Source organism: Pedococcus sp. 2YAF34 (assembly GCF_052114585.1).
In the GTDB taxonomy this organism is placed as follows: domain Bacteria; phylum Actinomycetota; class Actinomycetes; order Actinomycetales; family Dermatophilaceae; genus Pedococcus.
Map to the genome: position 1 here is coordinate 1 of NZ_JBFRFA010000014.1, position 11,320 is coordinate 11,320.

The following is an 11,320-nucleotide window of genomic DNA, read 5'->3' on the forward strand; positions in this document are numbered from 1 at the left end:
GCACGGCGGGGGCCGGGCGTGTGGCGGACCGGGCCGCCGCGGCGCCGCGGGCCGAGGGTGACGGGGTGGGCAGGCTGGCGGCCTCGGTGGCCAGGCGCTCGCGCAGGGTGGCGACGAACACCGCGTCGGGGCCGGGACCCAGCGACGCCACGGAGGCGAGCCGGCGACTGGTCTCGAGCAGGCGCTGGAGCTCGTCGTCGGTGAAGCGTTCTCCCTCCAGGGCGCGCTGGAACCGATCGGCGGAGCGGTTGATCAGTGGCATGCCGACACCTCCCTCCCCAGCTCGGTCGCGGTCTGTCGCGCTGAGAACGACCCGGGTGCGCAGAAGTTACGCGCCGCGCCGTAGCGAAATTCCCGGGACGGGTGACGCCTAGAGGTCGGCATCGGCCAGCTCCCGGTGCAGGGCGCGGACGGCGCGCAGCTGGAGCTGCTTGACGGCACCCTCGGACTTGCCGAGGACCTTGGCGGTCTCGGCCAGGGTCAGCCCCTGCAGGAACCGCAGGACGACACACTCGGCCTGCTCGGGCTTGAGGTTCTTCACCGCCGTCAGCAACCGCTCGTCGCGCAGCCGCTCGAGCACCTCGTGGTCGGGGGCTGCCTCCACCCGGGTGTCGGCGTCGAGCATGTCGGCCGTCGTGACCTCCATGCGGAAACGCGCCGACTTGGCGTTGTCGGTGATCAGGTTGCGCGCGATGGTGATGAACCAGGCGGCGATGTCCCGGCCCTGCCACGAGAAGGAGTCCATGCGTCGCAGGGCGCGCAGGAACGTCTCGGAGGTGAGGTCCTCCGCGAGCTGCTGGCTGCCGACGCGCACGTAGACGTAGCGGTAGACCACGTCGACGTAGCGCTCGTAGAGCATCCCGAACGCCTCGGAGTCACCGCGCTGGGCGAGGTCGACGAGGGCGGAGATGCGGACGAAGTCCTGCGGCGCCTCGCCGGGGGCGAACCCGGCACGCGCGGCACGGCCACCGTCGGCGTCACCCGGTCCCGAGCCGCCGCTCGAGCCCCGGCCGGAGCCGTCGAGGGTCCCGGCGTCGCCGGCGATGCTGAGGACGAGGCGCAGCGAGTCGAGGAACTGCGCTGTCGCGGCGCCCATGCCGTGGTCTGCCGTGACGGTCACCGGCTGCGACAGCCGGATCAGGGCGTCACTGAGCCCCGCGAACGGCTTCGCGGCACGACGACGTGGGCGCATCCTGATGGGGGACCTCCTGGCGGGACAGTTTCGCCGATCTCGCGCCGTTTGTCAGGAGACCCACGTCACACCCCGGACACGTCCGCCTACGCTGGTGGGGTGCCCGAGCACCTACCCGACCCCCGCACCGCGGACGCGGCGCCCCGCATCCGCATGCTGGGGCGCCCCGGGTGCCACCTGTGCGACGAGGCGCGAGCCGTGATCGCGAGGGTCGCGGACGAGCTGGGTGTCGGGTGGGAGGAGCAGTCGGTCGTGGGTGACCGGGCTCTCCTGGAGCAGTACGGCGAGCAGATCCCGGTGACCTTCGTGGACGGCCTGCAGCACGACTACTGGCGCGTCGACGAGGCCCGGCTCCGGGCGGCGCTGCAGGCCTGAACCGCCGCAGCGGGGGACGCCGTTCGCGTCCACGGCCGGCGTCGCTCGACCCCTTCGGTGACCTGGGTCACAGGCGCCGTCACCACCCTTCGGGACGGCCGCTTGTGACTTTGTGCATCCGTTCACAAAAGCGTAATCTGCCGTGGGCAGCCCGCATCAGCCAGGTGCGGACCCTGTGGGTCGAGAAGGAGCCGGAGAAGACGTTGTCCGCCGAACCGAGCGCTCGTCGGGGTATCCCCGACGCCACGGTGGCCCGGCTGCCGGAGTACCTGCGTGCCCTCACCGGGCTCGCCGAGCGGGGGATCACCTCCGTCTCCTCCGAGGAGCTCGCCACCGCCGCCGGCGTACGCAGCGCCAAGCTCCGCAAGGACCTCTCGCACCTCGGCTCGTACGGCGTGCGCGGCGTCGGCTACGAGGTGGACCACCTCGCCTACCAGATCTCGCGCGAGCTCGGCCTCACCCAGGACTGGCCCGTGGCCATCATCGGGATGGGCAACCTCGGCCACGCGCTCGCGGCGTACAGCGGCTTCGCCACGCGCGGCTTCCGCGTCGTCGCCCTGCTCGACCAGGACGCCAGCCTGCACGGCCAGGAGATCGCCGGCATCGCGGTGCAGCCGATGGACACCCTCGACTCCCTGGTCAGCGACGAGGGCCTCGCGATCGGCGTCATCGCCACCCCCGCGGCCTCGGCGCAGGGCGTCTGCGACCAGCTCGTCGCCGCCGGCGTCCGCTCGATCCTCAACTTCGCGCCGTGCGTGCTGGTCGTGCCGGAGGGCGTCGACGTCCGCAAGGTCGACCTGTCCACCGAGCTGCAGATCCTCGCCTTCCACGAGCAGCGCAAGGCGCTCGCGGCCCAGGGCGCGCTCGACGTCGCGGCGGTGGTGTCCGGGTGAGCCTCGTCGTCCTCGGCCTCTCGCACCACACGGCGCCGCTGTCCCTGCTCGAGTCGATGTCCCTCGACCCGGCCGGCCGCCACCGCCTGGCCGCGGGCCTCTTCGCGCGCGACAACCTCTCCGAGGTCACCGTGGTGTCCACCTGCAACCGCACGGAGGTGTACGCCGAGTCCCTCACCTTCCACGGTGCGGTCACCGACATCACCGACGCGCTCACCGAGGTCACGGGCGTGGGCCGCGAGGAGCTGCGCGAGCACCTCTACGTGCACTACGAGGACCGCGCGATCGCGCACGCGTTCACGGTCGCCTGCGGGCTCGACTCGATGGCCGTGGGCGAGGCGCAGATCCTCGGCCAGATGCGCACCTCGCTGCGGGAGGCCCAGCGCGCCGGCCACGCCGGGTCCTCGCTCAACACCCTCTTCCAGCAGGCGCTCCGCGTCGGCAAGCGCGCCCACACCGAGACCGGGATCGACGCCGTGAGCGTCTCGCTGGTCGAGGCGGGCCTCGCCCGGGCCGAGCGCGACCTCGGGCCGCTGGACGGGCTCGACGTGCTCGTCGTCGGCGCCGGGGGCATGAGCTCGCTGGCCGCCACCACGGTGGCCCGCCGCGGCGTCCGCTCGCTGGCCATCCTCAACCGCACCCTGTCCAAGGCGACCCGCCTCGCCGAGCGCACCGGCGGCACGGCCAGGCCGCTCGACGAGCTGGGCCCCGCCCTCGCGGCCGCCGACGTCGTCATCTCCTGCACCGGGTCCACCGGCGTCGTGGTCAGCCTCGCCTGTGCCGCCGACGCCCAGGTCGCCCGTGGCGGCCGCCCGCAGGCCTACGTCGACCTTGCCCTGCCCCACGACGTGGCCCCCGAGGTCGACTCCCTCAACGGTGTCAGCCTTGCCGGCCTCGCCTCGCTCGGGGAGGACCTGTCCGGCGGGAAGACCTCCAGCGAGGTGCAGCAGGTGGCCGACCTCGTCATCGGCGAGGTGGCCACCTACCTCACCTCCCGTGCCGCCGAGACAGTCGCGCCGACCGTTGCCGCGCTGCGCTCGCACGCCGCCGACGTGGTCGCCGGCGAGCTCAGCCGGCTCGACCAGCGCCTGCCCGACCTCGACGACACCTCGCGGGCCGAGGTGCAGCTCGCGGTGCACCGCATCGTCGAGAAGCTCCTGCACACCCCGACCGTGCGCGTGAAGGAGCTCGCCGTCGGCGGCCAGGGCGACGGCTACGCCCAGGCGCTGCGCGAGCTGTTCGACCTCGGTCCGGGCGAGGCGGCCACCGCCTCCGTCCCGCCGCCCAGGACGGGGGGTATGCCGTGAGCACCGCGACCTCGCCCCTCACCCTGCGCCTCGGCACCCGCCGCAGTGCGCTGGCCACGACCCAGTCGAGCTGGGTCGCCGACCGCCTGCGCGCCCTCGGCCACACCGTCGACCTGGTCACCATCGTCACCGAGGGCGACACGTCCACCGAGTCGCTCGCCAGCCTCGGCGGCACCGGTGTCTTCGCGGCAGCGCTGCGCCGGGCCCTGCTCGACGGCGAGGTCGACTTCGCCGTGCACTCCCTCAAGGACCTGCCCACCTCGCCCGAGCCCGGGCTCACCGTGGTCGCGGTGCCGGGGCGTGAGGACCCGCGCGACGTGCTCGTCGCCTCCGGTGGCCGCACGCTCGGCGAGCTGGGGGAGGGCGCCGTCGTCGGCACCGGGTCCCCGCGACGCGTCGCCCAGCTCGCGGCCCTCGGGATGGGCCTGGGCTTCAAGGACATCCGCGGCAACGTCGACACCCGCATCTCGATGGTGCACGACGGCGCCCTCGACGCCGTCGTCCTCGCCAGGGCCGGCCTGGCCCGGCTCGGCCGGCTCAACGAGGTCACCGAGGCGCTCGACCCGCTGCAGGTGCTCCCGGCGCCCGGTCAGGGCGCCCTCGCCGTCGAGTGCCGCACCGACGACACCGTGACCCGCGAGGCGCTCGCCGTCCTCGACGACGCCGACACCCGGGCCTGCGTCACCGCCGAGCGCGCGCTGCTCGCCGCCCTCGAGGCCGGCTGCTCCGCACCCGTCGGCGCCCTCGCCGAGGTCGTCGACGGCGAGGACGGCCTCGAGCTGTCGCTGCGCGCGTTCGTCGGCAGCGTCGACGGAGCCGTCGACCTGCGTCGCTCGCTCGTCGGCCCCGTCACGGACGCCGAGTCCCTCGGCCACCGGCTGGCCGCCGTGCTGCTCGAGGACGGCGCCGACCTGTTGCGCGGGCCCGAGGAGCGGCCGCCCGCCGCCGACGGGCCGTCGGCCGTGGACGCCATACGGGAGCACACCGCCGACAGCTGGCCCCCCGACCCAGCCGGGGCGAACGGAACTCATCCGCTCGCCGCCCCCGACCGCCGCCCAGAACACGACAGCACGGAGCGTGCCACGTGAGCCCCACGCGCTCGACCCAGCCCACCAAGCCCACCACCCGCCAGCCCGGCCGCGTCGCCTTCGTCGGCGCCGGCCCCGGCGACGCCGGCCTCATGACCGTGCGCTCGCTCGAGCTGCTCGCCAGGGCCGACGTCGTCGTCATCGACCAGGTCGCCCGCGAGTCCGTCGTCGAGCGCTACTGCCGCGCCGACGTCGAGGTCGTCGACGCCGGCCACGGCGACCACGGCCAGCCGCTGACCCACGCCATGCGGGCCAAGCTCGTCGTCAAGGCCGCGAAGGGAGCCCACGGCGGCCTCGTCGTGCGGCTCATGGATGGCGACCCTGCGACCTTCAACGGCCTCGCCGAGGAAGCCCTCGCCTGCCGCAAGGCCGGTGTCGGCTTCGACATCGTCCCCGGCGTCAGCGCCGTGTCCGCGGTGCCCGCCTACGCAGGCATCCCGCTCACCTCGAGCAGCTCGCCCGCCGTCCACGTGATCTCGGCCAACGACCGGTCCGTCGACTGGACGGCCTCGGTCGCCGAGTCGGTGACCGTGGTGCTCCTCGGGGCGCCCGAGGACCTCAGCGGGGCGCTCGCCAAGCTGCTGGCCGCCGGCCGCGCCGAGTCCGCCCCGGTCGCGCTGACCGAGCGGGGCACCACGATCCGCCAGTCGACCCGGGTCACCACGCTCGGCGAGGTCGCCAAGGTCATGAAGACCGTGGAGTTCCCGGCCCTGGCCGTCGTCGGCTCCACCGTGGCCCTGCGAGAGGAGCTGTCGTGGTTCGAGACCAAGCCGCTGTTCGGGTGGAACGTCCTGGTCCCGCGCACCAAGGAGCAGTCGGGCTCGACGATCTCGCGCCTGGAGTCCTACGGCGCCACCGCCGAGGTCGTGCCGACGATCAGCGTCGAGCCGCCGCGCACGCCCCAGCAGATGGAGCGTGCAGTCAAGGGCCTGGTGACCGGTCGCTACGAGTGGATCGGCTTCACCTCCGTCAACGCCGTCAAGGCGGTCCGTGAGAAGTTCGAGGAGTTCGGGCTCGATGCCCGCGCCTTCGCCGGGCTCAAGGTCGCCGCCGTCGGCGGGGTCACCGCCGAGGCGCTGCACGAGTGGGGCATCGTCCCCGACCTCGTGCCGTCGGGTGAGAAGTCGGCCAACGGGCTGCTCGCCGACTGGCCGCCGTTCGACGAGGTGCTCGACCCCATCAACCGGGTCTTCCTCCCGCGCGCCGACATCGCCACGGACACCCTGGTCGCCGGCCTGCAGGCCTCCGGCTGGGAGGTCGACGACGTGACGGCCTACCGCACGGTGCGGGCCGCCCCGCCGGCGGCGCCGATCCGTGAGGCCATCAAGGGCGGGCAGTTCGACGCCGCGGTCTTCACCTCGTCCTCGACGGTGCGCAACCTCGTCGGCATCGCCGGCAAGCCGCACCCGTCGACGGTGATCGCGTGCATCGGGCCGGCGACGGCCAAGGCGGCCGAGGAGCACGGCCTGAGGGTCGACGTCCTTGCCCCCGAGGCCTCCTCGGACGCGCTCGTCGACGCCCTCGCCGACTACGGCCTCGGGCTCGCCGTCGCGGCCGCCGAGGCCGGCGAGACGGTCGTGCGGCCGAGCGCCAAGAAGTCCTCGTCGCGCCGCCGCGCGCGCTGAGCCGGTCGTGAGCACCCCAGCAGCCCAGCCGTCGGGTCCGGTCCTCCGGCCCCGGCGGCTGCGCCAGTCGCCGGCCATCCGCCGGCTCGTCGCCGAGACGCGCCTGCACCCGGCCGAGCTCGTCCTGCCGGTGTTCGTCCGTGAGGGCATCACCGAGCCGGTCGCGATCTCGGCCATGCCGGGTGTCGTCCAGCACACCGTCGAGTCGCTCGTCGCCGAGGCGCAGCGCGCAGCCGAAGCCGGGCTCGGCGGGATCATGCTGTTCGGCGTCCCCGAGCAGAAGGACGCCACCGGCAGCGGCGCCGACGACCCGCGGGGGATCCTCAACGTCGGCCTGCGAGCGGTGGCTGACGCCGTCGGCGACCGGCTCGTCGTCATGGCCGACCTGTGCCTCGACGAGTTCACCGACCACGGCCACTGCGGGGTCCTCACCGCTGACGGCCGCGTGGACAACGACGCCACCCTCGAGCGGTATGCCGCGATGGGGCTCGCGCAGGCCCGCGCCGGCGCCGAGGTGCTCGGCCTGTCCGGGATGATGGACGGCCAGGTGGCCTACGTCCGCGACGCGCTCGACGCCGAGGGCTTCACCGACACCGTCATCCTCGCCTACTCCGCGAAGTACACCTCGGGGCTCTACGGCCCGTTCCGCGAGGCGGTGCAGTCGTCCCTCCAGGGTGACCGCGCGACCTACCAGCAGGACCCGGCCAACGCGACGGAGTCGCTGCTCGAGCTCGAGCTCGACATCGCCGAGGGCGCCGACATCGTCATGGTGAAGCCGGCCGGCCCACACCTCGACATCGTCGCGGCAGCCGCGGCCATGTCGCCGCTTCCCGTTGCTGCGTACCAGATCTCGGGCGAGTACGCCCAGATCGTCGCTGCCGCCGACAACGGCTGGATCGACCGCGAGCGGGTCATGATGGAGTCGCTCATCGGCATCCGTCGGGCCGGTGCGCAGATCATCCTGACCTACTTCGCGTTCGACGCCGCCGCGCTGCTCTGACCTCAGTCCCGGCGCGTGAAGACCGCGTCGACCTCGGGGATCCGGGCGCGGTAGCCGCGCAGCAGGTCGCGCGCCACGGTCACGGAGTCGACGAGCGGGTGGAGCGCGAACGCCTCCACGGCCTCGCGCTCGTCACCGGTGGCCGACGCGGAGATCGTGAGGCGCTCCACGGCCTTGACCTGCAGCACGAGTCCCAGCTGGTGGGTCGTGAGCGGGCTGACGGCCAGGGGCCGCGGCCCGTCGCCGTCGACGGTGCACGGCACCTCGACCACGGCGTCCTCGGGCACGCCCGGGACGGCGCCGGCGCTGCGTACGTTGAGGATCAGTGAGGTGGCCTCGCCCCTGGCGATGGCGGCCATGATGGCCAGCGCCACCCCCTCGTACCCACCGCCCTGGACGTCGTCCTCACCGCGCTCCTGGCCCTCGTCACGCGCCTCCTGCATGTAGGTCGCGTTGCGTTCCCGGCGGACCCGGTCCCACTCGCCGTACGGGTCGTCGCCCGCCCGCGCCAGCGCCTCGTAGAAGCCGCGCTGCTGGGCCAGGAGGTACTCGCCGCGGGTCTGGTCGGCGCTGCGGATCGAGGCGACCGCGTCACGGGTGAAGTAGTAGTAGTAGAGGTACTCGTTGGGGATCGCGCCGAGCGTCCGCAGCCACTCCGGCCCGAAGAGGTGTGCCTCCTCCATGGAGCCGAGCATCCGGTCGTCGGCGAGCAGGTCGGGCAGCACGTCGCGGCCGCCGGAGTGCAGACCACGCAGCCAGCCGAGGTGGTTGAGGCCGACGTAGTCGACCCTCGTGCCGGCGGGGTCGAGCCCGAGGGTGACGGCGGCGCGGCGGGCGAGCGCGATGGGGGAGTCGCAGATCCCGACGACGCGGTCGCCGAGGACCTGCTGCATCGCCTCGGTCACCATGCCGGCCGGGTTGGTGAAGTTGATGACCCACGCACCGGGGGCGACAGCCCGGACGCGTTCGGCGACGTGGCGGGCGACGGGCAGGGTGCGCAGCCCGAACGACAGCCCACCCGGTCCGGTCGTCTCCTGCCCCAGGACCCCGAGGTCGAGGGCGACCCGCTCGTCGGCGGTCCGCCCCTCGAGCCCTCCGACGCGGATGGCGGAGAACACGAAGTCGGCGCCCTCCAGCGCCTCGTCGAGGTCGGTCGTCGTGAGGACCGTCGGGGCGTCGTCCTGGCCGGCGCCCATCTGTGCGAGCACCCGGCCGATCGCCTCCAGCCGTGACCCGTCGACGTCGTGCAGCCGCACCTCGTCGACGCGCCGCTCGTGGTGGTCGGTGAGCAGCGCGCCGTAGACCAGCGGCGTGCGGAAGCCGCCGCCGCCCAGGATCGTCAGCCTCATGCAGGCAACCTAGCCCCGCGTGCCCACCGGCTGCTTGTCACTGCCGTGGCCGCACGGCATTCTGGCCGCACACCGACGACAGGAGCCGCGCCGTGCCCGAGCAGGCCGAGGAGCAGGCCTACGACCCCTTGGCCGCGCTGCGGACCCCGGACGCCCCCGAGCTCGACGTGCTCATCTGGGGCACGGTGTTCCTCGACATCATCTTCACCGGCCTGGCCGCGCTCCCCGAGGACGGCCAGGAGGTGTGGGCAGACGGTATGGGGTCGTGCCCCGGCGGCATCGCCAACCTCGCTGTCGCGGCCCGTCGGCTGGGTCTGCGGACCTCGCTGGCCGCAGCGTTCGGGGACGACGCCTACGGCGACTTCTGCTGGGAGACCCTGGCCGACTTCGAGCACGTGGACCTCAGCCGCTCGCGCCGGTTCGAGGGGTGGCACTCGCCCGTCACGGTGTCTATGGCGGTCAACCGGGACCGCGGCATGGTCAGCCACGGCCACGCCCCGCCGCTGGGGCCGTCGGAGCTCATCGGGACCCCGCCCCGCTCGAGGGCTGTCATGGTCGAGCTGTCGGAGGAGCGGCCGCTGGTCGACGGGGCCGAGGCGACCTGGGTCCAGCAGGCGCAGGCCGGTGGTGCACTGGTCTTCGCCGACGTCGGCTGGGACCCGAGCGGTCGCTGGTCGCCCGAGGTTCTCGACCAGCTCTCGGTGGTGCACGGCTTCCTGCCCAACGCGGGCGAGGCGATGGCCTACACCCGCACCAGCACTCCGCACGAGGCGCTCTACGCCCTCGCCGACCGGGTGCCGCTCGCCGTGGTCACCAACGGCGAGTCCGGTGCCCTCGCGATCGACTCGGCGACGGGGGAGGAGGCGGTCGTGCCGGCGCTGCGCGTGCCGGCCATGGACCCGACGGGTGCGGGCGACGTCTTCGGCGCCTCGATGGTGCTCGGGACGCTGGCGGGGTGGCCGCTGCAGCAGCGGCTGGCGTTCGCGGCCCTGTGCTCGTCGCTGTCGGTGCAGCAGTTCGGCGGCAGCCTCGCGGCACCGGGCTGGGGCGACATCGCCGACTGGTGGACCCACCAGCGGGCGTCGGGCGACCGCACGTCCTACCACCAGTCGCTGCTGCGCCGTTACGGCTTCCTCGACGAACTCGTCCCCACGATCCCGCTCGGGGCCGGCCGCCGTGCCACGGCCACGATCGCCCGCCACGTGGACGTCGAGGGGTACCCGTAGGCCACCACCGCGGGCATGCCAGAGGGGCCGGTTCCTCGCGGAACCGGCCCCTCTGCGTACGGGGTCGCCGTGCTTCGCGCCCTGGTGGTGCCTGTCGGCTGGTGCTCAGGCGGCCTTGACGAGCTGGACGTCGAGGTTGATCTTGATCTTCTCGGAGACGAGCACGCCGCCACCCTCCAGGGCGACGTTCCACTCCAGGCCGAAGTCCTTGCGGTTGATCTCGGTGGTGGCCTCGAAGCCGGCCTTCTGGTTGCCCCACGGGTCGGTGGCCAGGCCGTTGAACTCGAGGTCGAACGCGACCGGCTTGGTGACGCCCTTGATGGTGAGGTCGCCCTTGAGGGTGTCCTCGCTGACCTCGGTGGAGGTGAAGCTCATCGTGGGGTTGTTCTCCACGTCGAAGAAGTCGCCGGACTTCAGGTGGGCGTCGCGGTCGGCGGAGCCGGTGTCGACCGAGCCGAGCTGGACGACGGCGGTGACCTGCGAGGCGGTGACGTCGTCGGCGACCTTGGCCGCGCCCTCGAACTCGTTGAACTTGCCGCGGACCTTGGTCACCATGAGGTGACGCGCGGTGAAGCCGAGCTCGCTGTGCGAGGCGTCGATGTTCCAGGTGCCGGCGGGGAGGTCGTTGATGCTGGCCATGGGGGTTCTCCTTGGATCGAGGGGTGGTCCGCGGGACTTTCCCGCGGCGTCACTGGGTTGAACATAGCAGAGTTGATTTATATTTCAACCAACTAGTCGAGATGGGATACTGACCACCATGAGCACCACCGTGACCGCGCCACCGCGCTGGCTGACCACCGAGCAGCAGGAGGCCTGGCGTGCCTACCTGCGCGGGAGCCGCCTGCTGGAGGCCGCCCTCGACCGCGACCTGCAGTCCCACGGCGTCCAGCTGAGCGAGTACGAGATCATCTCGATGCTCTCCGAGGCACCGGGCCGCCGCCTGCGCATGTCCGGGCTGGCCGACCTCGTCGTGCAGTCGCGCAGCCGCCTCACCCACACCGCCGCGCGGCTCGAGAAGCGCGGCTGGGTCCGGCGCGAGTCCTGCCTGGAGGACCGCCGCGGCGTCGAGCTCGTGCTCACCGAGCGCGGGCTGGAGGCCGTCCGCGAGATGGCCCAGGTCCACATCGAGAGCGTCCGGCGCAACATCGTCGACACCATGACGCCCGAGCAGTTCGCCGGCCTCGGCCTCGCCATGGCCGCCGTCCGCGACGCCATCCTGGCCGGGGGCCTGCCCTCCTGCAGCGAGGTCTGATCCCACACACGGC

The 11,320-nt window shown here is 73.1% G+C and carries 12 protein-coding genes; 8 read left to right on the forward strand and 4 right to left on the reverse strand.

Translation table 11 applies throughout. The features are described from left to right. Nucleotides 1-262 (reverse strand): hypothetical protein (locus tag AB4Z02_RS09535; protein ID WP_441970579.1); only part of this gene is annotated, 262 nt, incomplete at its 3' end. Between the two features lie 108 nt (nt 263-370). Beyond that, complete coding sequence (locus AB4Z02_RS09540) at nt 371-1,192, reverse strand: sigma-70 family RNA polymerase sigma factor (RefSeq protein ID WP_441970580.1); 822 nt, start codon at nt 1,190-1,192, stop codon at nt 371-373. A gap of 99 nt (nt 1,193-1,291) precedes the next feature. Here AB4Z02_RS09540 and AB4Z02_RS09545 point away from each other — a divergent pair, with 99 nt between their 5' ends. From AB4Z02_RS09545 to hemB, 6 genes are all read left to right on the forward strand, one after another. Continuing rightward, nucleotides 1,292-1,567: a glutaredoxin family protein gene (locus tag AB4Z02_RS09545; RefSeq protein ID WP_441970582.1), complete on the forward strand. Its 276-nt coding sequence runs from the start codon at nt 1,292-1,294 to the stop codon at nt 1,565-1,567. 203 nt (nt 1,568-1,770) lie between these two features. Further along, complete coding sequence (locus AB4Z02_RS09550) at nt 1,771-2,460, forward strand: redox-sensing transcriptional repressor Rex (protein WP_441970675.1); 690 nt, start codon at nt 1,771-1,773, stop codon at nt 2,458-2,460. Then, nucleotides 2,457-3,767, forward strand: coding sequence for a glutamyl-tRNA reductase (locus AB4Z02_RS09555; RefSeq protein ID WP_441970584.1), 1,311 nt, complete (start codon nt 2,457-2,459; stop codon nt 3,765-3,767). The genes AB4Z02_RS09550 and AB4Z02_RS09555 overlap by 4 nt, the downstream gene beginning before the upstream one ends. After that, a complete protein-coding gene (gene hemC, locus AB4Z02_RS09560; protein WP_441970586.1) occupies nt 3,764-4,855 on the forward strand; it encodes a hydroxymethylbilane synthase in 1,092 nt (363 codons plus the stop codon). The genes AB4Z02_RS09555 and hemC overlap by 4 nt, the downstream gene beginning before the upstream one ends. Continuing rightward, nucleotides 4,852-6,480 (forward strand): uroporphyrinogen-III synthase, encoded by a 1,629-nt coding sequence (locus AB4Z02_RS09565; protein ID WP_441970587.1) that lies wholly within the window; start codon nt 4,852-4,854, stop codon nt 6,478-6,480. The genes hemC and AB4Z02_RS09565 overlap by 4 nt, the downstream gene beginning before the upstream one ends. 7 nt (nt 6,481-6,487) lie before the next feature. Further along, entirely contained in the window at nt 6,488-7,480 is a 993-nt protein-coding gene (hemB, locus tag AB4Z02_RS09570) for a porphobilinogen synthase (protein ID WP_441970589.1), read from the forward strand. A 2-nt stretch (nt 7,481-7,482) separates the two neighbouring features. Here hemB and AB4Z02_RS09575 read toward each other — a convergent pair whose 3' ends face one another. Further along, nucleotides 7,483-8,829 (reverse strand): 6-phospho-beta-glucosidase, encoded by a 1,347-nt coding sequence (locus tag AB4Z02_RS09575; RefSeq protein WP_441970591.1) that lies wholly within the window; start codon nt 8,827-8,829, stop codon nt 7,483-7,485. Nucleotides 8,830-8,921: 92 nt separating this feature from the next. Between AB4Z02_RS09575 and AB4Z02_RS09580 the strand changes: the two genes are divergently transcribed. Then, a complete protein-coding gene (locus AB4Z02_RS09580) occupies nt 8,922-10,055 on the forward strand; it encodes a carbohydrate kinase family protein (RefSeq protein ID WP_441970593.1) in 1,134 nt (377 codons plus the stop codon). 105 nt (nt 10,056-10,160) lie between these two features. Here the strand turns inward: AB4Z02_RS09580 and AB4Z02_RS09585 are convergent, their stop codons facing one another. Further along, the gene (locus tag AB4Z02_RS09585) at nt 10,161-10,694 is read right to left on the reverse strand and encodes a YceI family protein (RefSeq protein ID WP_056882115.1); all 534 of its coding nucleotides are present in this window, start codon (nt 10,692-10,694) and stop codon (nt 10,161-10,163) included. Nucleotides 10,695-10,812: 118 nt separating this feature from the next. On the opposite strand from AB4Z02_RS09585, the gene AB4Z02_RS09590 reads away from it, so the two are divergent. After that, on the forward strand, nt 10,813-11,307 hold the full coding sequence (locus AB4Z02_RS09590) for a MarR family winged helix-turn-helix transcriptional regulator (RefSeq protein WP_056882116.1): 495 nt from the start codon (nt 10,813-10,815) through the stop codon (nt 11,305-11,307). The last annotated feature ends 13 nt before the right edge of the window (nt 11,308-11,320 follow it).